This window comes from Streptomyces lancefieldiae, assembly GCF_031845825.1.
GTDB lineage: Bacteria > Actinomycetota > Actinomycetes > Streptomycetales > Streptomycetaceae > Streptomyces > Streptomyces lancefieldiae.
Genome location: NZ_JAVRFH010000023.1, coordinates 71,519 through 93,582, shown reverse-complemented (window position 1 = coordinate 93,582; position 22,064 = coordinate 71,519). Strand labels below are relative to the sequence as shown.

At 72.2% G+C, this 22,064-nt stretch carries 17 protein-coding genes; 10 read left to right on the top strand and 7 right to left on the bottom strand.

The window, feature by feature from the left end:
* Window positions 1-69 precede the first annotated feature (69 nt).
* The 7 genes from RM812_RS22470 to RM812_RS22440 all read left to right on the top strand — a co-directional run bounded on the left by RM812_RS22470 (window position 70) and on the right by RM812_RS22440 (window position 10,308).
* A complete protein-coding gene (locus RM812_RS22470) occupies window positions 70-495 on the top strand; it encodes a nuclear transport factor 2 family protein (RefSeq protein ID WP_311575033.1) in 426 nt (141 codons plus the stop codon).
* Complete coding sequence (locus RM812_RS22465) at window positions 492-1,331, top strand: NmrA family NAD(P)-binding protein (protein ID WP_311575032.1); 840 nt, start codon at window positions 492-494, stop codon at window positions 1,329-1,331. Before RM812_RS22470 ends, RM812_RS22465 begins: the two co-directional genes overlap by 4 nt.
* Window positions 1,332-1,530: 199 nt before the next feature.
* Entirely contained in the window at window positions 1,531-3,561 is a 2,031-nt protein-coding gene (locus RM812_RS22460) for a thioredoxin domain-containing protein (protein ID WP_311575031.1), read from the top strand.
* 210 nt (window positions 3,562-3,771) lie between these two features.
* Entirely contained in the window at window positions 3,772-5,034 is a 1,263-nt protein-coding gene (locus tag RM812_RS22455) for a glycosyltransferase (RefSeq protein WP_311575030.1), read from the top strand.
* On the top strand, window positions 5,031-6,680 hold the full coding sequence (locus tag RM812_RS22450; RefSeq protein ID WP_311575029.1) for an ArnT family glycosyltransferase: 1,650 nt from the start codon (window positions 5,031-5,033) through the stop codon (window positions 6,678-6,680). The genes RM812_RS22455 and RM812_RS22450 overlap by 4 nt, the downstream gene beginning before the upstream one ends.
* A complete protein-coding gene (locus tag RM812_RS22445) occupies window positions 6,677-7,867 on the top strand; it encodes a glycosyltransferase (protein WP_311575028.1) in 1,191 nt (396 codons plus the stop codon). The genes RM812_RS22450 and RM812_RS22445 overlap by 4 nt, the downstream gene beginning before the upstream one ends.
* A complete protein-coding gene (locus tag RM812_RS22440; protein WP_311575027.1) occupies window positions 7,864-10,308 on the top strand; it encodes a galactose oxidase early set domain-containing protein in 2,445 nt (814 codons plus the stop codon). Before RM812_RS22445 ends, RM812_RS22440 begins: the two co-directional genes overlap by 4 nt.
* Window positions 10,309-10,397: 89 nt before the next feature.
* Here RM812_RS22440 and RM812_RS22435 read toward each other — a convergent pair whose 3' ends face one another.
* The 3 genes from RM812_RS22435 to trhA all read right to left on the bottom strand — a co-directional run bounded on the left by RM812_RS22435 (window position 10,398) and on the right by trhA (window position 12,564).
* Window positions 10,398-11,129 carry a Mut7-C RNAse domain-containing protein gene (locus RM812_RS22435; protein WP_311575026.1) on the bottom strand — a complete coding sequence of 244 codons (732 nt, stop codon included), beginning with the start codon at window positions 11,127-11,129 and terminating at the stop codon, window positions 10,398-10,400.
* A 33-nt stretch (window positions 11,130-11,162) separates the two neighbouring features.
* On the bottom strand, window positions 11,163-11,798 hold the full coding sequence (locus RM812_RS22430; RefSeq protein WP_449657845.1) for a TetR/AcrR family transcriptional regulator: 636 nt from the start codon (window positions 11,796-11,798) through the stop codon (window positions 11,163-11,165).
* A 61-nt stretch (window positions 11,799-11,859) separates the two neighbouring features.
* Window positions 11,860-12,564 (bottom strand): PAQR family membrane homeostasis protein TrhA, encoded by a 705-nt coding sequence (gene trhA / locus RM812_RS22425; RefSeq protein WP_311575024.1) that lies wholly within the window; start codon window positions 12,562-12,564, stop codon window positions 11,860-11,862.
* A gap of 285 nt (window positions 12,565-12,849) precedes the next feature.
* On the opposite strand from trhA, the gene RM812_RS22420 reads away from it, so the two are divergent.
* Window positions 12,850-14,694 carry a phosphoenolpyruvate carboxykinase (GTP) gene (locus RM812_RS22420; protein WP_311575023.1) on the top strand — a complete coding sequence of 615 codons (1,845 nt, stop codon included), beginning with the start codon at window positions 12,850-12,852 and terminating at the stop codon, window positions 14,692-14,694.
* Window positions 14,695-15,009: 315 nt separating this feature from the next.
* Window positions 15,010-15,186 (top strand): hypothetical protein, encoded by a 177-nt coding sequence (locus RM812_RS22415; protein ID WP_311575022.1) that lies wholly within the window; start codon window positions 15,010-15,012, stop codon window positions 15,184-15,186.
* 111 nt (window positions 15,187-15,297) lie between these two features.
* On the opposite strand, the gene RM812_RS22410 is transcribed toward RM812_RS22415, so the two are convergent.
* Together RM812_RS22410 and RM812_RS22405 are read right to left on the bottom strand one after the other, a co-directional pair.
* Window positions 15,298-15,720 carry an SCO4983 family protein gene (locus RM812_RS22410; protein WP_311575021.1) on the bottom strand — a complete coding sequence of 141 codons (423 nt, stop codon included), beginning with the start codon at window positions 15,718-15,720 and terminating at the stop codon, window positions 15,298-15,300.
* Window positions 15,721-15,811: 91 nt separating this feature from the next.
* Window positions 15,812-17,023, bottom strand: a complete 1,212-nt coding sequence (locus RM812_RS22405; protein WP_311575020.1) for a pyridoxal phosphate-dependent aminotransferase — start codon at window positions 17,021-17,023, stop codon at window positions 15,812-15,814.
* A 215-nt stretch (window positions 17,024-17,238) separates the two neighbouring features.
* Between RM812_RS22405 and RM812_RS22400 the strand changes: the two genes are divergently transcribed.
* Window positions 17,239-19,008 carry a P-loop NTPase fold protein gene (locus tag RM812_RS22400; RefSeq protein WP_311575019.1) on the top strand — a complete coding sequence of 590 codons (1,770 nt, stop codon included), beginning with the start codon at window positions 17,239-17,241 and terminating at the stop codon, window positions 19,006-19,008.
* 31 nt (window positions 19,009-19,039) lie between these two features.
* Here the strand turns inward: RM812_RS22400 and RM812_RS22395 are convergent, their stop codons facing one another.
* Window positions 19,040-20,650 carry an N-acyl-D-amino-acid deacylase family protein gene (locus RM812_RS22395; protein ID WP_311575018.1) on the bottom strand — a complete coding sequence of 537 codons (1,611 nt, stop codon included), beginning with the start codon at window positions 20,648-20,650 and terminating at the stop codon, window positions 19,040-19,042.
* Window positions 20,651-20,661: 11 nt separating this feature from the next.
* Window positions 20,662-21,963, bottom strand: coding sequence for an amino acid deaminase (locus tag RM812_RS22390; protein ID WP_311575017.1), 1,302 nt, complete (start codon window positions 21,961-21,963; stop codon window positions 20,662-20,664).
* Window positions 21,964-22,064: the final 101 nt, after the last annotated feature.

Sequence of the window (22,064 nt, the reverse complement as noted above, 5' to 3'; positions counted from 1 at the left end):
CGTGGGTCCGTATCGTCAAAGCGGACCCACGGTCCGCATTCTACGAGTTCTACGAGAGGGAGGACACCCATGTCCGCACCGACTTCTCCGGCGGATCTCTACCGCCACAGCCTGCGGCTGCTGCTGGACAAGAACATTCCCGGCTGGGTCGCCCTGTGGGCCGAGGACGGCCTCATGGAGTTCCCGTTCGCCCCCGACGGCTGGCCGAAGCGCCTGGAGGGCAGGGAGGCCATCGCCGCGTACATGCGCCCTTACCCGGACCACATCGATCTGCACGACTTCCCCGAGGTGCGGATCCACGAGACCACCGACCCCGAGACCGTCGTGGTCGAGATGCGCGGCGTCGGCCGCCTGGTGGAGACCGGCCGTCCTCTGGACATGACCTACATCGCCGTCGTGACGGTCCGGGACGGGCTCTTCACCTCCTACCGCGACTACTGGAACCCGCTCGCCGTGGCCGAACCCGGCGCCGACTTCACGGGGAGCGACCGATGACCGTCACCGGCACCACCTTGGTCATCGGCGCCACCGGCACCACCGGCAGCCGCACCGCCGCCCAGCTGACGGCCGCGGGCCACCGCGTCAAAGCGGCCAGCCGTCGCGCCACCCCGGTCCCCGGCGCGGAACCGGTCCCCTTCGACTGGTACGACCCCGCCACCCACGCCGCCGCCCTCGACGGAGCCGACCGCGTCTACCTCCTGCCGCCCCTGGGCGACGCCGACCCGGCGGCGGTCATGCTCCCGTTCCTCCGGCAGGCGCGCACCGCCGGCGTGCACCGCGCGGTGCTCCTCAGCTCCTCGGCCATCCCCGCGGGCGGCCCGGCTGTGGGAGCCGTGCACCGGGCCCTGCCCGACCTGTTCGAACAGTGGGCTGTCCTGCGGCCCTCATGGTTCATGCAGAACTTCACCGGCACGCACGCACACGCCGTGAGCATCCGTGAGGACGGCGTCATCCGGACCGCCACCGGGACCGGCCGGGTCGGCTTCGTCGACGCCGAGGACATCGCGGCCGTCGCCGTCCACGCGCTGACCGACGAGCACGCGCCCGACACCGATCTCGTCCTCACCGGGCCCGAGGCCCTCAGCCACGACGACATCGCCGCCACCATCACCGAGGTCACCGGCCGACCCGTGGACCACCTCCGTCTGACCTACGAGCAGATGCGCGACCGTCTCACGGCGCAGGTGCCGGCGGAGTTCGCCGCGATGCTGGCCGGCATGGACCTGGCCATCGCCGAGGGGGCGGAGGACCGGGTCACCGACACCGTCCAGCGCCTCACCGGGCGGCCCGCGCGCACGTTCCGCGCACACCTGGAACGTGAGACGCGGTGAGCCGGAAGGGCGTCCACGCACCCTCGCCCGCCCGCCCCGGGCGGCGGGCGAGGGCTGAAGCCGGCGCCCGGGGGCGCGGTGGGGCGGTGCCGGGCCGGCGCTCGGGAGCCGTTCACCTGCCGACGGCGGGGGCGCCGGCCCCGTGCCCCTTCCCGTGGCGCACGGGCGCGGTGCCCGGTGGGTGCGCGAGGATGGAGGCATGTCCAACCGACTCGCGCACGCCACGTCTCCGTACCTCCTTCAGCACGCGGACAACCCTGTGGACTGGTGGCCGTGGGAGCCCGCCGCGTTCGAGGAGGCCCGTCGGCGGGACGTCCCCGTCCTGCTGAGCGTGGGGTACAGCGCCTGCCACTGGTGCCACGTCATGGCGCACGAGTCGTTCGAGGACGGCCCGACCGCCGAGTTCCTCAACTCCCACTTCGTCAGCGTCAAGGTCGACCGCGAGGAGCGCCCCGACGTCGACGCCGTCTACATGGAGGCGGTGCAGGCGGCGACCGGGCAGGGCGGCTGGCCCATGACCGTGTTCCTCACGCCGGACGCGCAGCCCTTCTACTTCGGCACGTACTACCCGCCCGAGCCCCGGCACGGCATGCCCTCGTTCCGGCAGGTGCTCCAGGGCGTCCAGCAGGCGTGGGCGGACCGGCGGGACGAGGTCACCGAGGTCGCGGGGAAGATCGTGCGGGACCTCGCCGGGCGGGAGATCTCCTACGGCGACGCGCGGGTGCCCGGGGAGGGCGAGCTGGGGCGGGCGCTGCTCGGGCTCACCCGGGAGTACGACCCGCAGCGGGGCGGGTTCGGCGGGGCACCGAAGTTCCCGCCGTCCATGGTGATCGAGTTCCTGCTGCGCCACCACGCGCGCACCGGTGCCGACGGCGCGCTGGAGATGGCCCGCGACACCTGCGAGCGGATGGCGCGCGGCGGGATCTACGACCAGCTCGGCGGCGGCTTCGCGCGGTACTCCGTCGACCGGGAGTGGGTCGTGCCCCACTTCGAGAAGATGCTGTACGACAACGCCCTGCTGTGCCGGGTCTACGCCCACCTGTGGCGGGCCACCGGCTCCGACCTCGCCCGCCGCGTCGCGCTGGAGACCGCCGACTTCATGGTGCGTGAACTGCGCACCGCCGAGGGCGGCTTCGCCTCCGCGCTGGACGCCGACAGTGACGACGGGACGGGGCGGCACGTCGAGGGCGCGTACTACGTCTGGACGCCCGCGCAGCTCACCGAGGTACTCGGCGCCGAGGACGCGGGACTCGCCGCGCGGTACTTCGGTGTGACCCTGGAGGGCACCTTCGAGCACGGCTCCTCGGTGCTGCAACTGCCGCAGCAGGAGGGCGTCTTCGACGCCGGGCGGATCGCCTCGGTCAGGGAGCGGCTGCTGGCCGCGCGGGCCGGGCGTCCCGCCCCCGGCCGGGACGACAAGGTGGTCGCCGCCTGGAACGGCCTCGCGATCGCCGCACTCGCCGAGACCGGCGCCTACTTCGAGCGTCCCGACCTGGTGGAGTCCGCCGTCGGCGCCGCCGACCTGCTGGTGCGGCTGCACCTCGACGAGCAGGCCCGGCTCTCCCGCACCAGCAAGGACGGCCGGGCCGGCGCCAACGCCGGGGTGCTGGAGGACTACGCCGACGTGGCGGAGGGCTTCCTCGCCCTCGCGTCGGTCACCGGGGAGGGCGTCTGGCTGGACTTCGCCGGGCTGCTGCTCGACCACGTCCTCACCCGCTTCACGGACGACTCCGGCTCCCTCTACGACACCGCGGCCGACGCCGAGCAACTGATCCGCCGCCCGCAGGACCCCACCGACAACGCCGCCCCGTCCGGCTGGACCGCCGCCGCGAACGCCCTGCTGTCCTACGCCGCCCACACCGGCTCCGGACCGCACCGCACCGCCGCCGAGCACGCCCTGGGCGTGGTGAAGGCGCTCGGTCCGAGGGTTCCGCGCTTCATCGGCTGGGGGCTCGCCGCCGCCGAGGCGCTGCTCGACGGCCCCCGGGAAGTCGCCGTCGTGGGACCCGAGCCGGGTGACAGCGCGGCACGGGGACTGCACCGTACGGCACTCCTGGGGACGGCGCCCGGTGCGGTCGTCGCCTTCGGAGTCGAGGGGAGCGACGAGTTCCCGCTGCTCGCCGACCGCCCGCTGGTGGGCGGGGCACCGGCCGCGTACGTCTGCCGCAACTTCACCTGCGACGCGCCGACGACCGATCCGGAGCGCCTGCGTACCGCTCTGAACAGCTGAAACGACATGAACGGAAGCATGCGGAACGCGACCGGCGGGCGAACTGTCCAGACCCCGTCCGCAAGGTGAGGAAATACCTTCTTCACCGAAAGGGTGGATGAGTTTCACAGAAACCCCCTAACCTCTTCCCCGAACCGCGGTGGAGCGGGTGCCCGGGTCACGGGTGCGCCGCCGCCGCGGCCGGGGGATTTCAAGATCTGGGGGGATCTTTTGCTCACGTCCGTCGTCATCGCCGCGGTTTCCCTGGCGCTCTTCTGGATGGCGGCGTTCACGCTGTGGTGGCAGATGCATGCCTGGCGTACGCCGGAGGTGCTCGCCTCCACCCGGTTCAGCCGGCCGGACGGGGACGAGCACGTGTCGTTCTCGCTGCTCGTGCCCGCGCGGCACGAGCAGGCCGTGCTCGACCACACCATCCAGCGGCTGCTGACCTCGACGCACACCGACTTCGAGATCATCGTGATCGTCGGACACGACGATCCGGAGACCACCGCCGTCGCCGAACGGGCCGCCGACCGCGATCCGCGGGTGCGGGTCGTCGTCGACACCCACGAGAAGAAGAACAAGCCGAAGGCCATGAACACGGCGCTGCCGCACTGCCGCGGCGACGTCGTCGGGGTCTTCGACGCCGAGGACCAGGTCCACCCCGCGCTGCTCGCCCACGTCGACCACGCGTTCCGCACCACCGGCGCCGACGTCGTCCAGGGCGGGGTCCAGCTGATCAACTTCCACTCCAGCTGGTACAGCCTGCGCAACTGCCTGGAGTACTTCTTCTGGTTCCGCTCCCGGCTGCACCTGCACGCGCAGAAAGGGTTCATCCCGCTCGGCGGCAACACCGTCTTCGTGCGCACCGACGTGCTCCGGGCGGCCGACGGCTGGGACCCCGACTGCCTGGCCGAGGACTGCGACCTCGGCGTCCGGCTCTCCAGCACCGGCAAGAAGGTCGTCGTCGCCTACGACTCCGACATGGTCACCCGGGAGGAGACCCCGGGCACGCTCGTGTCCCTGCTCAAGCAGCGCACCCGCTGGAACCAGGGCTTCCTCCAGGTGTACCGGAAGAAGGACTGGAGGCAACTGCCCACCTTCACCCAGCGGCTGCTGGCCCGCTACACCCTGATGACGCCCTTCCTCCAGGCCTTCACCGGCGTGATCATCCCGCTCAACGTGGCCGTGGCGCTCTTCCTGGACGTGCCCGTCGGCATCGCCTTCGTCACCTTCCTGCCGGCCGTCACCGCCCTGGTCACCTTCGTCTTCGAGGTCGTCGGCCTGCACGACTTCGGCAAGCAGTACGGCCTCAGGGTCCGCTTCACGCACTACGTGAAGCTGATCGTCGGCGGCCCCTTCTACCAGGTCCTCCTCGCCGGGGCCGCCGTCCGCGCCGTATGGCGTGAGCAACGCGGTCGCGACGAGTGGGAGTTGACCAGCCATGTCGGCGCGCACCTCGTGCCCGTGGACCGAGAGGACGTTCCCGCGTGACCTCCACCCGTCCCGCGGCGACCGGTACCGAGGTCCCCGCGCGGCACCGGCCTGCGCAGGACACCGGTACGGCACCTCGCGCGGCCGCACCGCCGGGCCGCCCGCGCTCCTTGCGCACCGACCTGCTGCTGTGCGGCACCCTCCTCGTGGCGATCATGCTCGTGCAGGGCTGGAACATCTCCGACTACCCGGCCCTCAGCGACGACGAGGGTACCTACCTCGCCCAGGCCTGGACCGTCCAGCAGGGCGAGGGCCTCGCCCACTACACCTACTGGTACGACCACCCGCCGCTCGGCTGGATCCAGATAGCCCTGCTGACCTGGATACCCGCGCTGCTCAGCCCCGAGTCGATGACCGTCGGCGCCATGCGCGGCGCGATGCTGCTCGTCAGCGCCGTCTCCGCGGTCCTGGTCTTCGTCATCGCCCGCCGGCTCTCCCTGCCCCGCTGGGCGGCCGGGCTCGCCATGGCCCTCTTCGGGCTCTCCCCGCTGTCGGTCGTGCTCCAGCGGGAGATCTTCCTCGACAACCTCGCGGTGATGTGGACCCTGCTGGCGTTCGCGCTCGCCGCCTCGCCGAGCCGGCACCTGTGGCACCACTTCGGCGCGGGCATCGCCGCCGCCACGGCGGTGCTCACCAAGGAGACGATGCTCGTCGTCCTGCCCGCCCTGCTGGTCACCCTGTGGCGGCACAGCCACAGGGACACCCGCAAGTTCGCGGTGACCGGCGCCGTCACGGCCTGTGTGCTCATCGGGTTGTCCTATCCGCTGTTCGCGCTGCTCAAGGGCGAGCTGCTGCCGGGCGGCGGGCACGTCTCCCTGTGGGAGGGCATCGAGTACCAGCTGACCCGCCCCGGCTCGGGCTTCGTCCTCGACGAGGGTTCCGGCTCCTGGGGCGTCCTGCAGTCCTGGCTGTACTACGACCGCGTCCTGCCGCTCGGCGGCCTCGCCGGGGCGCTGCTCCTGCTGGCCACCTGGCGCTGGTCGGTCACCGCACGGGCCCTGGCCGGACCCGCCCTGGCGGTGGCGATCCTCGCCGCCCTCGCCCTGCGCCCGAACGGCTACCTGCCCGCGATGTACGTCATCCAGGCCCTGCCCTTCCTCGCCCTGGTCCTGGCCGGAGGCGCGGCGAGCGTCGTCCACGCCGTGCTGCGCAGAGGGCGGGCGCAGGGCGAGGGACGGGCCCTGACCGCCGGCCGGTACGCCCTCGCCGGCGTCCTGGTGCTCGCCGCCGCCGCCCACGTCGTACCCCGCTGGTACGAGGGCGACCGCACCGCCGTCACCGCCGATGCCAACGCGCCCTACGAGGCCGCCGCCGACTGGCTGGCCACCGAGGTGGCGGACCCCGCCGACACCCGGGTACTCGTCGACGACGCGCTCTGGCTGGACCTGGTGCACGCCGGGTACCGGCCCGGACTCGGAGTCATCTGGTTCTACAAGGCCGACCTGGACCCGGCGGTGACCAGGACGATGCCGGGCGGCTGGCGCGACATCGACTACGTGGTCGCCTCCCCGACGGTGCGGCGCGACGCGGTCGATCTGCCCAACGTCGAGGCCGCCATGAACCACTCGACCCCGGTCGCCGTCTTCGGCACCGGTGCGGACCGCATCGAGATCCGCCGGATCCAGCCCTCCGGAGCCGCCCGATGAGCCACGAGTCCACCGTCCCCGGCGAGCTGGACCGTCCGGCCGTACCCGCCTCGGAGGTGCCCGAGCCGGGCGCCGTCACCCTCGTCGTACCGACCTTCGACGAGTCCGGCGACGTACGGCGGTTGCTGCGGCTGATCACCGAGTCCGTGCCCGCCCGGCTGCCCTGCGAGGTCGTCTTCGTGGACGACTCCACCGACGACACCCCGGACGTGATCCGCGCGGCGGCGCTCGACTGCCCCTTCCCGGTGACCGTCCTGCACCGGGACGAGTCGGCCGGGGGGCTCGGCGGCGCGGTCGCCGAGGGCGTGAAGGCGGCCGGGTCGGACTGGATCGTCGTCATGGACGGCGACTGCCGGCATCCGCCCTCCCTGGTGCCCGACCTGGTCGCCACCGGCGAGCGGGCGGGCGCCGGCCTCGTCGTCGCCTCCCGCTACCTCAGGGGCGGCAGCCGCGCCGGCCGCGCCGTGAGCCACCGGGTGGCCCTCTCACGCGCGGCGACCTGGCTGACCAAGGCCCTCTTCCCGCGCCGGCTGCGGGGCATCAGCGACCCGATGAGCGGCTTCTTCGCCATCCGCCGCAGCGAGGTCACCGCGGACGTGCTCGAGCCGCCCGGTTGCAAGACCCTGCTCGGGCTCGCCGTCCGCCGCCGCCCCCGGGCGGTCACCGAGGTGCCGTTCGTCTTCGAGGAGCGGTTCGCCGGCGAGTCCAGGTCCACCGTGCGGGAGGGACTGCGCTTCCTGCGCCACCTGTTCGGGCTGCGCACCGCCTCGGCGCCGGCCCGCATGATCGTGTTCGGGCTGATCGGGCTGAGCGGCTTCGTGCCCAACCTGGCCGCCCTGTGGGCGCTGACCGAGGCCGGACTGCACTACCTGCCGGCCGAGATCCTCGCCAACCAGTTCGGCGTGGCCTGGAACTTCCTGCTGCTGGAGCGGCTGCTCTTCCACGACCGGCGCCGGCACCGGCACTGGGCCGACCGTACCCTGCGGTTCGCGCTGATCTCCAACGCCGACCTGGTGCTGCGCATCCCGCTCATCGCCCTGCTCGTCGGGCAGTTCGGGCTGGCCGTGCTGCCCGCCACCGTCCTGGCCCTCGTCATCACCTTCGTCCTGCGCTTCGCCGGGACGGAGGCGCTCGTGTACCTCCCGCGCCGACGCCGTACGGCCCGCACAGCAAGGAGTGACGCATGAGAAGACCCCGACGGAGTACCCGAAGAGGCCCCCGAACGAGCCCCCGAAGGAGGACCTCCGCCCTCCTGGCGGTGTCCGCGCTCACCGGCGGGCTCCTCCTGACCGCCCCCCAGCCCGCCTCGGCCGCCAACCTGATCAAGAACCCCGGCTTCGAGACCGCCGGCGGCGGCGACATGCCGTACTGCTGGGAGAAGTCCGGCTGGGGCGACAACGACTTCGCCTTCACCACCACCGCCGACGCGCACACCGGGTCCAGGGCCATGAAGGTCGAGCTGACCCGCCGGGTCGACGGCGACCGCAAGGCCCTGATCACCGAGTCCGCCGAGTGCGCGCCGGTGGTGACGGCGGGCAAGCAGTACGACCTGTCCCTCTGGTACAGGACCACGACCCCCGACGCCGCCCTCACCCTCTTCCGGCACGACGCCACCACGGGCTGGCAGTACTGGGCCGACCTCAAGACCCTCGACATGGCCGCCGACTGGACCGGGGCGAGCGTCCGCACGCCCGAGGTCCCGGCCGGCACCGACCGCATCAGCTGGGGCGTCTCCGTCTACGGCACCGGCTCCGCGACCACCGACGACTACACGATGGAGCAGGTCGCCGACCCGGTCCCGCAGCCGGAGTGCACGGGCACCGCCGAGGAGTGCGCCAACGGCCGCTGGGACGTGCTGCCCACGCGGAACCCGGTGCGTTCCATGCACTCCGTCGTGCTCCACAACGGCAAGGTGCTGCTGATCGCGGGTTCCGGCAACGACCCGGAGATGTTCGAGGCGGGCACCTTCACGTCGGCGGTGTACGACCCGGCGACCGGTCGGTACCGGACGATCCCGACGCCCAAGGACATGTTCTGTGCCGGGCACGTGCAGCTCAAGGACGGCCGCGTCCTCGTCATGAGCGGCAACAAGGGCTACCCGTCCGCGGACGGCACCATCGGCTACCAGGGCTACAAGGACTCGTACGTCTTCGACCCGGAGACCGAGACCTACACCAGGACCAACGACATGAACGACGGCCACTGGTACCCGTCGGCGACGATCCTCGGCAACGGCGACGTCGTCTCCTTCGGCGGGCTGCGCGAGGACTCCACCGGGTCGGTGACGGCCGAGCGGTGGTCGGACGCGCAGCAGAAGTGGCTGCCGACCTGGCAGGTCAACCAGACCTGGTCGTACTGGGGCCTGTACCCGTCGATGATCCTGATGCAGGACGGCCGGCTCTTCTACTCGGGCAGCCACGTCTTCGGCAACAACATCCCGGGCACCGGCTCGGCGATCTACGACTACGACGCCAACACCGTCACCCAGGTGCCGGGTCTCCAGGACAAGGACGTGCGCGACCAGTCCGCCAGCGTGCTGCTTCCCCCGGCGCAGGACCAGAAGGTGCTGACGGTCGGCGGCGGCAACATCGACTCCAACCCGGACGCCAACCGCCTGACCGACATCATCGACCTCAAGCGGCCCAACCCGGCCTACGTCGCCGGGCCGCCGCTCCCGCAGGGCACGGTCGACCTCGGCAACGGCCCGGTCCCGCAGACCGGCGGCCAGGGCAAGATGTACGTCTCCACCGTGCTGTTGCCCGACGGCAAGGTGCTGGAGACCGGCGGTGCCCTGCACAACCGGGCCAACCCGGTGTTCGAGACGTCGATCTTCGACCCGGAGACGGAGACCTTCGACCCGGTCGCGGTGGACCCGGAGGCCCGCGGCTACCACTCCTCGGCGTTCCTGCTGCCCGACGGGCGCGTGATGACGACCGGCGACAACCCGGGCAACGGCTCCTGGAACCACGACGTGTCGATCTACACCCCGCCCTACCTGCTCAAGGGCGAGCGTCCGGCGATCACCTCGGTCATCGACACGGAGTGGAACTACGGCGACACCCAGCGGATCACCGTCGACCGGCCCATCGCCAAGGCCGAGCTGATCCGCCCGGCCGCCGTCACCCACTCCTCCGACCCGAACCAGCGGTTCGTGGACCTGCCGCTGTCGGTGGACGGGAACAACGTCGACCTGAACGTGACGAGCAACCCCAACCTGGCCCCGCCCGGCTGGTACATGCTCTTCGCCGTCGACGCGAACGGCGTGCCCTCGGTCGCCAAGTGGGTGCACCTCCAGGGTCCGCAGGCCCTCGCCGCCGACGACGCCTCGGCGCACGTGCACTCCTTCGCCGACGCGCCCTCGGGCGAGGTGACCGAGCCCGGCCCTGAGCGCGCCTCGCAGCCGGTCGGCCCCACCGTCTCCGGCTGCGACCGGCACTACGGCTCCGCCAACGTCTGCGTGCCGACCGCCTTCCCGGCCGAGGTGAAGCAGACGACGGCCGCCCGCTGCGACTGGCTGAAGCGCAACGACTACGGCCGCCTGGCGGTCAACGGCCAGGACGACCCGCTGCGCCTGGACCCGGACGGGGACGGCGTCGCCTGCGGCAAGGGGGACGTCAGGCGCCGCTGAGGACCGGCGCGCCCGGCGTGAGCGCGCGGGCGGTGGGCCGGACCGGGGGGCAGGACCGTGGGACCGGCCCGGGGGACCGGTCCGCGTACTCAACCCTCCTGAGTGCCCCGGCTCACCGCCCGCGCCACGATGGCCTCCAACTGCTCGTGGTGCGCGCCCTTCCAGTACGCGCGCCCGCACGCCCGGCACCGCGCGAACACGTCGTACGACCGCTCGGTCCCGCCCTTGAGCTGGTCCGCCACCTCCTCCTTGGTGGCAGCCCGCAGCAGTCCGTTGCAGGCGGTGCACCGGGTCCACGGGTGCAGCTCGGGCCGGAACCGGTCCAGGACGTCGTGCAGTTGCTGGTCCGGGCGGGTGCTGTAGACGTAGGCGCCGGCCCACAGTTCGCGGCGGCGCAGCAGGCCGCGGTCGCGGCTGAGCATGACCCGCTTCTCGGCCGCCGACAGCGCGGCGAGCGCCGGGTCGCCGAGGTCCGTCGACTCGTACGCCGTGTCCACACCGAGCAGCCGCAGTCGGCGGGCGAGGGTGCCGAGGTGCACGTCGAGCAGGAAGCGCAGCGGGGCGCCCGGGACCTTCTGGGGGTGCTCGACCGCGCGTACGCTCACCGACTCGCCGCCGGCGGGGACGTGCCCGGGCGGTACCTCGCGGCCGTCCACGAGGAGCGTGCCGACCTCGGTGAGCGGGACGCCGAGGGACTCGACGACGTGACCGAGTGTGGAGACACCGTCGGTGGCGGCGCGGGCGGCGCCGGTACGGCGGGCCTGCGGGACGAACAGGTGCAGTTCGGGGGCGAATTCGACGTGGATCTCGGGACCGTTCACCCGGCCAGAATGCCATGGGGCAGGGGCGCGGCCTCAGCCTTTTCCGGTGGCGGGCAGGCCGTGCTCCATGGCGTCCAGGGCGCGGTCGACCAGGTCGGCCAGGCTGCCCTCGTGGCCGTGCTCGGCCCAGTACCGCGATGCCTCCATCAGGCCGCCGATCAGGGACATCGAGACGACCCGCACCTCCAGGCCCTCGGGGTCGAGGCCGGTGCGGTCGGCCATGGCGCGGGCGACCAGCCGGCCGGTGCCCGACATGCCGTCCAGCATCCGCGAGCGCACCGCGGGCACCTCGGCCATCAGCCGGGTCCGCAGCCTGGTCAGTTCGAGGTCCTCGTCGATGCCGACGCCCACGACCTTGCGCAGCACGTGCCGCAGCGAGGTCGGCCACGGCTCGTCGGCGGGCCTGGCGGCGAGCTCCGCCGCCATGACCGGGTCGTACGCGTCCGTGAGGACGATGTCCTCCTTGACCGGGAAGTAGCGGCAGACGGTCGAGTAGGACACCTCGGCGCGGTCGGCGATCTGCTCGATCGTCGTGGCGTCGTACCCCTGTTCCCGTATCAGCCCGTAGGTCGCGGTGCGGATCGCCTCACGGGTCCTGGCCTTCTTCCGCTCCCACAGGCCCGGTCGGGGGCGGTCGGCGGGGGAGTGCGGGGAACGTGCGGCCGTCATACGGTTCATTGTCGGGCATCGGTCGCACGCGTGAGCGACAGGTCCTGGTAGGCGACCAGGCCTAGTAGGCGACCAGTGAGATCCCGACGTAGTGCGCGATGAAGGCCGCCAGGGTGAAGGAGTGGAAGACCTCGTGGAAGCCGAACCAGCGCGGTGAGGGATTGGGCCGCTTGATGCCGTAGATCACGCCGCCCGCGCTGTAGAGCACGCCGCCCACGATCACCAGGACCAGGACGGCGATGCCGCCGGCCCGCATGAACTCGGGGAGGTAGAAGACGGCCGCCCAGCCCATGGCGAGGTAGCAGGGGGTGTAGAGCCAGCGCGGCGCGCCGACCCAGAAGACGCGGAAGACGATGCCCGCCGCGGCGGCGGCCCAGATGCCCCACAGGAGCCACTGGCCCTGGGAGTCCGGCAGGAGAAGCATCGTGAGCGGGGTGTAGGTGCCCGCGATGATCAGGAAGATGTTGGCGTGGTCGAGGCGGCGCAGGACGCCGTCCATGCGCGGGCTCCAGTTGCCCCGGTGGTAGAGCGCGCTGACGCCGAACAGCAGGCAGGCCGTCAGGACGTAGACCCCGCAGGCGATGCGCCCCTCGGGCGACTCGGCGAGGGCGGTGAGCACCAGGCCCGCGACGAGCACGGCCGGGAACATACCGAGATGCAGCCAGCCGCGCAGCTTGGGCTTGACCGGATGCGGCAGAGAGTGCGCCACGGGACCGCGGCCGGCGGCCGGCGTGTCCGTGGGCGCGTCGGAGGCGGACGCAGTCATGGGCGCATGGTACCTACGGGACCGTAAGTTACGCATCAGTACGGGCGTTGGCCTTCGCTGAGTGGTCATCGTCTCACGGGGTACCCGGCGGCGCACCCGTGATCCCGGTACGTGGCGATCCTCACTCCGCTCAGGTGTGACGCCCTCTGGACAGATGGGCGCGCACGTCGGATGATCAAATGAGTGCGGTCGGCACCGGATGAGCGCCCAAGGGGTCGTCGTCACGCATCCGGGTCGCAGCCCCCACGGGGCCTCCCAACAAAAAACCCTCACTTAGGAGCAATCGTGGCGCGCGACATCGCGGCTCCCCCCGTCCCCACCAACCATCGGGAACTGGTCTCGTGGGTGAACGAGATCGCCGAACTGACCCAGCCGGACGACGTGGTCTGGTGCGACGGATCCGAGGCCGAGTACGAGCGACTGTGCGAGGAGCTCGTGGCGAAGGGCACCTTCCGCAAACTCGACCCGATCAAGCGCCCCAACTCCTACTACGCGGCCTCCGACCCCTCCGACGTCGCGCGCGTCGAGGACCGGACCTTCATCTGCTCCGCCAAGGAGGAGGACGCCGGCCCGACCAACCACTGGAAGGACCCCGCCGAGATGCGGGAGATCTTCCGGGGCACGGGCGGCGAGGGCGGACTGTTCCGCGGCTCCATGCGCGGCCGGACCATGTACGTCGTGCCCTTCTGCATGGGCCCCCTCGGCTCCCCGCTGTCCGCGCTGGGCGTCGAGATCACCGACTCCGCGTACGTCGCCGTCTCCATGCGCACCATGACCCGCATGGGACAGCCGGTCCTGGACGAGCTCGGCGACGACGGCTTCTTCGTCAAGGCCGTGCACACCCTCGGCGCCCCGCTGGCCGAGGGCGAGGCGGACGTCCCGTGGCCGTGCAACAGCACCAAGTACATCTCGCACTTCCCCGAGGACCGCGAGATCTGGTCCTACGGCTCCGGCTACGGCGGCAACGCCCTGCTCGGCAAGAAGTGCTACGCCCTGCGCATCGCCTCCGTCATGGCCCGCGACGAGGGCTGGCTCGCCGAGCACATGCTGGTGCTGAAGCTGACCCCGCCGCCCTTTGCCTCCAGCCGGGTCGAGCCCAAGTACGTCGCCGCCGCCTTCCCCTCGGCCTGCGGCAAGACCAACCTCGCCATGCTCGAGCCCACGATCTCCGGCTGGACCGTGGAGACCATCGGCGACGACATCGCCTGGATGCGCTTCGGCGAGGACGGCCGCCTGTACGCCATCAACCCCGAGGCCGGCTTCTTCGGCGTCGCGCCCGGCACCGGTGAGCACACCAACGCCAACGCGATGAAGACCCTGTGGGGCAACTCCGTCTTCACCAACGTCGCCCTCACCGACGACGGCGACGTGTGGTGGGAGGGCATGACCGAGGAGACGCCCGCCCACCTGACCGACTGGAAGGGCAACGACTGGACGCCCGAGTCCGGTACGCCCGCCGCGCACCCCAACGCCCGCTTCACCACGCCCGCCGCGCAGTGCCCGATCATCGCGCCGGAGTGGGAGGACCCCAAGGGCGTGCCGATCTCGGCGATCCTCTTCGGCGGGCGCCGCGCCACCGCCGTACCGCTGGTCACGGAGTCCTTCGACTGGAACCACGGCGTCTTCCTCGGCGCCAACGTGGCCTCCGAGAAGACCGCCGCCGCCGAGGGCAAGGTCGGCGAGCTGCGCCGCGACCCGTTCGCCATGCTGCCGTTCTGCGGCTACAACATGGGCGACTACATGGGTCACTGGATCGACGTGGCCAAGGACAAGGACCAGTCCAAGCTGCCGAAGATCTACTACGTCAACTGGTTCCGCAAGGACGACGAGGGCAGGTTCGTCTGGCCCGGCTTCGGTGAGAACGGCCGCGTCCTGAAGTGGATCGTGGAGCGCCTGGAGGGCAAGGCCGACGGCGTCGAGACCCCGATCGGCGTGCTGCCGACCAAGGAGGCCCTGGACACCGACGGCCTCGACCTCTCCGACGCCGACCTGGACTTCCTGCTCAGCGTCGACAAGGAGGTGTGGCGCGAGGAGGCGGCGCTCGTCCCCGAGCACCTGAACACCTTCGGCGACCACACGCCCACCGAGCTGTGGGACCAGTACCGGGCCCTGGTGCAGCGCCTGGGCTGACCGTCACCCCGTCCCCACCCGGCTCCGCGGCCGGTCCGACTAGCCCTGACCCGCGAAGTCGTCACGAAGGCCGGCCGCGAGGGGGCTTCCCTCCGCTCCAGTAGCTCGCAGTACCCCGGAGCGTGGGGGAGCCCCGATCGGGCCGGGTCCCCGCACAACGGCGTGCGACGGACCCGGCCCTTCGGTGTGTCCCCGTCCCTCGGTCCGGGTGGTCCTCCGGCGGGCGGGCGCTCCGGCAGGTGACGGGAATGCGCCGCTCCGCCCGCGGTACCCGGTGTGCGAGTGCCCGGTGAAGGAGGGATGGAGGGATGCGCCATGGCAGACGGTGGCGACTTCTACCGACGTGACCGGCCCGACGACTCGCACCTGGAGGAGGACCGCCCCCGTGGCGGGGGCCCGGAGGAACCGCACCGGCGCGGGAACTGGCCCGTGTGGGCCATCGTCCTCGCGATCATCGTGCTGTTCGTCATCCTGACGGTGGTCCTGGGCTGACGCGCCGGACGTTCGGCCGGCGCACCGGATTCCGGGTGAGTGGCGCCCGGTCCGCGCGTCGCTGCGGGTGCGCGCGGACCGGGGCCGTACGGGGGAGCCCGGGGAACGGGCTCAGTGGGACGCGAGTCCGCGCGGCTCCAGGGCCGCGGCGTGCGCGTCCATGCGCTCGGCGGTCAGGATCGCGACCGCCGTGTCGGCGCGGGAGGCCGCCACCACCAGCGCGCGGCCCGCCAGGGTGTGCGCCCGCCGGTGCAGGGCCGCCAGATGGGGCTCGGGCCGGGCGGCGGTCACCGGCATGCGGACCGGCGCCTGTCCTCCCCGCAGCCGGGCCACCTGCCCGGCGAGCCGGTCGGCCGCGGTGTCCAGGTCGGTGGCGGGCGCCAGCGCGCGCAGCTCGTCCGTGACGGCGAGCAGCGCCGCGAGATGGCCCGCGAGCTGGATGTCCAGCTCCTCCTCCCGGGACCGGTGGGGGAAGTCCGAGGCGGTGTCGGCCATCGTGCTGTGGACCGACTTGGCACGGATCGGTTCGTACATGGGATGGCCTCCTGAATGCTCCAGGAAGCCATCCTACATTAGATCCAATCTAAAATTGAGAGGCGTCAGGGGTAGGCCCGGGCACCGTGCCTCAGGGTTGCCCGTAGCCGTCGAGGAAGTTCCCGATCCGGTCCACCGCCTCGCGCAGGTCGCTGGCCGTGGGCAGGGTCACCACCCGGAAGTGGTCGGGCTCGGGCCAGTTGAAGCCGGTGCCGTGGACGACCATGATCTTCTCCTGGCGCAGCAGGTCCAGGACCATCTGCCGGTCGTCCTTGATCTTGAAGACCTTGGGGTCGAGCCGCGGGAAGAGATACAGCGCGCCCTTCGGCTTCACACAGGTCACGCCCGGAATGCTGGTCAGCGCCTCGTGGGCGGCGTCCCGCTGCTCCCGCAGCCGCCCGCCCGGCAGCACCAGGTCGTTGATGGTCTGCCGCCCGCTGAGCGCAGCGACCACGCCGTGCTGACCCGGCATGTTGGCGCACAGGCGCATGTTCGCCAGGATCGTCAGGCCCTCGATGTAGGACTCGGCGTGCGCGCGCGGCCCGGAGACCGACATCCAGCCGACCCGGTAGCCGGCCACCCGGTACGCCTTCGACATGCCGTTGAAGGTGAGGGTGAGCAGGTCCGGGGCGATCGCGGCGGTCGGGGTGTGCGTGGCCTCGTCGTAGAGGATCTTGTCGTAGATCTCGTCGGAGCAGACCAGCAGGTTGTGCCGGCGCGCGATGTCGGTCAGCCCGCGCAGCATCGCCTCGTCGTACACCGCACCCGTCGGGTTGTTCGGGTTGATGATGACGAGCGCCTTGGTGCGGTCGGTGATCTTCCGCTCCACGTCCGCGAGGTCCGGCATCCAGTCGGACTGCTCGTCGCAGCGGTAGTGCACCGCCGTACCGCCGGAGAGTGAGACGGCGGCCGTCCACAGGGGGTAGTCGGGCGCCGGTACGAGGACCTCGTCCCCGTCGTCCAGCAGTCCCTGCATCGCCATCACGATCAGCTCGGAGACGCCGTTGCCGATGAAGACGTGCTCGACGTCCGTCTCGATGCCGAGGGTCTGGTTGTGCATGACGACCGCCCGTCGCGCCGCCAGCAGTCCCTTCGCATCGCCGTAGCCGTGGGCCGTCGAGACGTTGCGGAGGATGTCCTCCAGGATCTCGGGCGGACACTCGAATCCGAAGGCGGCCGGGTTGCCGGTGTTCAGCTTCAGGATGCGGTGACCGGCCGCTTCCAGCCGCATCGCCTCCTCGAGCACCGGGCCCCGGATCTCGTAACCGACGTTGGCGAGCTTGGTCGACTGGATCACCTGCATGTCCGTGAGCTTACGACCCGGTCGCGCCCCGTGGGCCGTGTCGTCCGCCACGCGAGACCCGGCGGTTTGTGCGGATATCGCTCACGGCGGCCCCCCGCGGGCCTCGTCGGGGCCGCCCGCCCCCACCCTGGCCCCGGACGCGGACAGCGCCGCGGAAAGGGGCTCCCACGATCCCCCGAACGGGTAGTTTGGCGCGCCGAAGGGGGAGGGACACCGTGGATTTCTCGCTGCTCAACGACGAACCCGTCGCCGACGCGGAGGCCGATCTGCTGGGCGCCGGACGGGCCGCCCGCGAGCTGGCCCGGCTGCTGCACGACTCGCGCACCGCGACCCCGTTCACACTCGCCGTGGACGCCGGGTGGGGCATGGGCAAAAGCACGCTGATGCGGCTGGTCGAGGCGGAGCTGCGGAAACGGCAGGACGTCGAGACCGTCTGGTACAACGCCTGGACCTCCACCGGGGCCGACGCGCTGGAGGGGCTCATCAAGTCCGTCCTCATGCGGTTCGACCGGCGCTTCCTGCGGCGTGCGCTGCACCGGGTGTCCGAGCACGGGACGCTGATCAGGGCCGTGGGGGCGACGCTGACCGTGATCGGCGCGCCGTTCGGGGCGGCCGGGCTCGTCGACCGGTTGTGGAGCGCCCTGTCCGTCGACGCCTCCTCCCGCAACGCCATGCGGGACGCGCTGCGGGACCTGGCCACCGAGTGGGCCGAGTCCGCCGAGTACGAGCCCCGCCGGCTCCTGGTCGTCTTCCTCGACGACCTCGACCGCTGCTCCGAGGAGACGGTGCTCGCGGTCTGCGAGGCGGTGAAGGTCTACCTGGACGTGCCCGGCCTCGCCTTCGTCATCGGCTGCGACCGGTCGGCCCTCGGCCCCTCGGGGCTGTTGCGGGACCTGGGACCGGCCGGCTCGGCGTTCATGGAGAAGGTCTTCCAGACGAGCTACCGGCTGCCGGTCGCCGCCGACGGCGACATCGAGGCGTACGTCCGGCACTGCGCCGAACGCTCAGGGCTGCGGGAACTGCTCGACGACGACCTGGTGAGACTGATCGCCGACCGCTCGTCCCGCAACCCCCGCCGGATCAAGCGGCTGATCAACGGCTTCGGCCTGGAGAGCGCGCTCAACCCGGTGTGGGCCGGGTTCACACCGGAAGCGGTGCTCCGGACACTGCTGCTCCAGCACCTGTACGCGGACTTCTACCGCGTCCTCGTCGCGCGCGACGGCCTCCACGCGCACGCGGCCCGCGAGTTCCTCGACTACCGGGTGGCCCGGCGGGTGCTCGGCCTGGGGGTGCGGGCGGACCCGGAGGAGTGGCGGATCGCGACGGCCTCGGTGACCGCGCACGGCCTCGCGGCACCGGATCCCGACGACCCCGAGGGCGGGGCGGCCGTGCTCGCGCGGCTGGAGGAGGAGCTCCCCACGGTCTACCCGGCGCTCGCCCGCGACCAGGGCTTCGTCCATCTCGTCGAGGAGTGGATGCGGCTCGACCAGGTGGACGAGCTGGTCACGCGGTTGCAGCGGGGCGCCGCGAGGCCGGTCGCGCTGCGCGGCGCCCCGGACCCGGACCCCGCGGCGGACGGTGCTCCGCCCTCGCCGCGGGGCGACTACGCGGGCGTCCGGATCCTGTGGGTGGACGACCACCCGGGCAACAACACGGAGTACGTGCGCCGTCTGGAACTGCGGGGGGCCGACGTGGTCCAGGCCGAGGACGGACGCACCGCCGAGCAGGTCCTCGGCACGCTGCCGATCGACCTGCTGCTCTCCGACGTGGCCCGCGGCACCCACCGCGACGTCGGCTTCGCGGACCTCGCGCGCTGGCGGGAGCGGGGCACCTTCGACGGTCCTGCGGTGTTCTTCTCCGGCCGGATCACGCCCGCCCGGGAACGGCGGTGCCGCGAGCTGGGCGCCCGGATCGCGGACGGCGGCCCGGATTTCCTCCGCTACGTCGACACGGCCGTCGCGGACATCCGCCGGCGCCGGGGCTGAACCGGCCGCCGCCCCGGGACCGCGGGAGGGGTCAGCGCGGGCCGCGCCGCACCGACCGCCCCGCCAGTACGTCCGTCCGCCGTCCGTCAGCCATCACGAACTGCCCGTCGACCAGCACGTACGGCACGCCCGTCGGCAGCCGGCGCGGCTCCTCGTAGGTGCTGCCCGCCGCGACCGTCGCCGGGTCGAAGAGCACCAGGTCGGCCCGGTACCCCTCGCGGACCAGCCCGCGGTCGGGCAGCCGCAGCCGGGCCGCCGGGCGGGAGGTGAGGTGGGCGACGCACTCCTCCAGCGACAGCACGCCCAGTTCGCGCACGTAGTGGCCCAGGTAGTGCGGGAAGGTGCCGTAGGCGCGCGGGTGCGGCTTGCTGCCCTGGAGGATGCCGTCCGAGCCGCCGGTGTGGACGCGGTGCCGCATGATCGCGCGCACGTTCTCCTCGTGGCCGACGTGCTGGAGGATGGTCGGCGCCAGCCGGTCGGCCAGCAGCAGGCGGCGGGCGACCGTCCACGGACTCTCGCCGCGCAGCCGAGCCGACTCCAGGACCGTACGGCCGACGTACTCCCCGAGGGCCGGGTCGCCCGTGCCGGAGATCTCGATCGTCTCCCACTCCACGGGCACGCCGTGGCAGCCGTCGGAGCCGATCTCCTCCAGGTGGTGCCGGACGCGCTCGGCGGTGTCGTCGTCCGCCAGCCGCTTGAGGACCTGCTCCGGGCCGCCCTCGTTCGCCCAGCTCGGCAGCAGCGCCACGAGGGTGGTGCAGCCGGGGGTGTACGGGTAGGTGTCGAGCGTGATGTCGGCGCCGGCCGCCAGCGCGTCGTCCAGCAGCGTCAGCAGCTCGGGCGCCCGGCCCTTGTTGACGCCGAAGTTCATGGTGGCGTGGGCGAGGTGGAGCGGACAGCCCGCCTCGCGGGTCAGCGCCACCATCTCCTCGTACGCCTCGAGAGCGCCGGCCCCGTACGAGCGGTGGTGCGGGCAGTAGTAGCCGCCGTACCCGGCCACCACCCGGCACAGCTCGGTCAGCTCCGCGTCCTTGGCGTACATGCCCGGCGTGTACGTCAGCCCGGACGACATGCCGACGGCACCCTGCTCCAGGCCCTCGGCGACCAGTCGCCGCATGTGCTCCAGCTCGGCCTCGGTCGCCTCCCGGTCGTCCCAGCCGACCGCGAGGGCGCGCACCGTGCCCTGCGGGATCAGGTACGCGGCGTTCACGGCGATGCCCCGGTCGAGCCGGTCGAGGTACTCGCCGACCGACCGCCAGTCGAAGTCGATGTCGTCGCCGGGGCCGTTCCACCCGGCGATCGCGCGGCGGACCTCGCCGAGGGTGCGGTCGTCGACCGGCGCGTACGACAGCCCGTCCTGGCCGATGACCTCCAGGGTGACGCCCTGCGCGGCCTTGGCGCTGTGGTCGGGGTCCCTGAGCAGCGCCAGGTCGCTGTGGGCGTGCATGTCGATGAAGCCGGGGGCCAGGACCAGGCCCTCGGCGTCCAGTTCACGGCGGGCCCGGGGGCGCTGGCAGCCCGCTGCCGCCGCCTCCTTGACGATCGACACGATCCGCCCGCCGTCGACGACGACGTCGGCGCGGTACGCGTCGGCGCCGGAGCCGTCGACGACGTCCGCGTCCCTGATGACCAGCTCTTCCATGCCCGGCTCCTCTAGAAGAAGGTGCGGATGTAGTCGACGACCGTCCCGTCCGCCTCGGCGAGCGGGATGAGCTGCCACTTGTCGAAGGACGTGCAGGGGTGCGACAGACCCGTCCCGAGCCAGTCGCCCACCTCCAGGTCCGCCTCCCCGGTCGTGCGCAGCCAGGCGTGCTGGTCGGACAGGCCGGTCACCTCGATGCCGGTGGCCGGGCGCTCGACACCGTCGCGGCGCACGACCTGGGCGAAGGGCAGGTGGAGGTCGTAGGCCGCGTCCCGCTTGCCCGCGTTGGTGAAGGCCTGCTCGGGGGAGGGGCGGGAGACGACCTGGCTCCACAGGCGGAAGGCGGGCTCCAGGGCGCCCTCCTCGGGGACCCGGTTGAAGGGGGTCAGCTCGCGGTAGTGGCCGTCGTCATGGGAGACGTAGGCGCCCGAGCGCAGCAGCTTCAGCACGGGCAGGGACAGCGCGGGGATCCCGGCGAACACGTCGGCGACCGCGTCGAACCAGGCGCTGCCGCCCGCGCTCACCACGATCTCGTCGAGCCCGGCCGCCGCGAACCGCCCCGCCTTGTCGAAGTCGACGGCGAGCGCGACCAGCCGCCGCAGCCAGGCGTGCACCTTCTCGGGGTCGGCGTCCGGCACCTCGCCCTCGTACCCGGCGACACCGACCAGCCGCAGCGACCGCGCCCCGGCCACCGCGTCCGCGACCGCCGCGCACTCCTCCTCCGTACGCACCCCGGTCCGCGCGCCCTCACCGGCGGCCAGCTCCACCACGACGTCCACCGGGCGGGTGGCGCCCGCCTGTGTCAGGGCCGCGTCCATCAGCCCGGCCCCGCGCACCGAGTCGACGTAGCAGACGAAGCGGAAGTCCGGGTCGGCGTCCAGTTCGGCGGAGAGCCGGCGCAGGGCGGCGGCGTCGACCAGCTCGTTGGCCAGGAAGACCCGCTGGACGCCGAAGGCCCGCGCCACCCGCACCTGGTGCGGCACGGCGAGGGTGATGCCCCAGGCGCCGTGCTCGATCTGGCGGTGGAAGAGCTGCGGGGCCATGGAGGTCTTGCCGTGCGGCGCGAAGGCGAGGCCGTGCCGGGCGGAGTACGTCTCCATGAGCCTCAGGTTGTGCTCCAGGCGCTCGGCGGACAGGGCCAGCACCGGGGTGGTGAAACCGCCGGTGAAGAGGTTGCGGCGCTGGTCGGCCAGTTCGGCGACGGTCAGGCCGTGCGCGTCCGGCGGGAGGCCCTTGAAGCGGTGGTCGACCTGCTCCTCGGCCAGCTTGGCGAGGGCTTCGCGGCCGTGTGCAGGGCCGATGTCGAGGGCCATGGAGCCTCCCTGATCTGATGCGTTGCAACACCTGCAACGACCGTTGCGTATATCGCTTACTGCTGTCTAACATCTCGGCGAACGCGGGGTCAACGGAGCCG

Excerpts from the sequence above, each read along its gene's own strand:
- RM812_RS22470 (WP_311575033.1), top strand. The coding sequence starts at position 70 with ATGTCCGCACCGACTTCTCCGGCGGATCTCTACCGCCACAGCCTGCGG.
- RM812_RS22465 (WP_311575032.1), top strand. The coding sequence starts at position 492 with ATGACCGTCACCGGCACCACCTTGGTCATCGGCGCCACCGGCACCACC.
- RM812_RS22460 (WP_311575031.1), top strand. The coding sequence starts at position 1,531 with ATGTCCAACCGACTCGCGCACGCCACGTCTCCGTACCTCCTTCAGCAC.
- RM812_RS22445 (WP_311575028.1), top strand. The coding sequence starts at position 6,677 with ATGAGCCACGAGTCCACCGTCCCCGGCGAGCTGGACCGTCCGGCCGTA.
- RM812_RS22440 (WP_311575027.1), top strand. The coding sequence starts at position 7,864 with ATGAGAAGACCCCGACGGAGTACCCGAAGAGGCCCCCGAACGAGCCCC.
- RM812_RS22430 (WP_449657845.1), bottom strand. The coding sequence starts at position 11,798 with ATGACGGCCGCACGTTCCCCGCACTCCCCCGCCGACCGCCCCCGACCG.
- trhA (WP_311575024.1), bottom strand. The coding sequence starts at position 12,564 with ATGACTGCGTCCGCCTCCGACGCGCCCACGGACACGCCGGCCGCCGGC.
- RM812_RS22415 (WP_311575022.1), top strand. The coding sequence starts at position 15,010 with ATGGCAGACGGTGGCGACTTCTACCGACGTGACCGGCCCGACGACTCG.
- RM812_RS22410 (WP_311575021.1), bottom strand. The coding sequence starts at position 15,720 with ATGTACGAACCGATCCGTGCCAAGTCGGTCCACAGCACGATGGCCGAC.
- RM812_RS22405 (WP_311575020.1), bottom strand. The coding sequence starts at position 17,023 with ATGCAGGTGATCCAGTCGACCAAGCTCGCCAACGTCGGTTACGAGATC.
- RM812_RS22395 (WP_311575018.1), bottom strand. The coding sequence starts at position 20,650 with ATGGAAGAGCTGGTCATCAGGGACGCGGACGTCGTCGACGGCTCCGGC.
- RM812_RS22390 (WP_311575017.1), bottom strand. The coding sequence starts at position 21,963 with ATGGCCCTCGACATCGGCCCTGCACACGGCCGCGAAGCCCTCGCCAAG.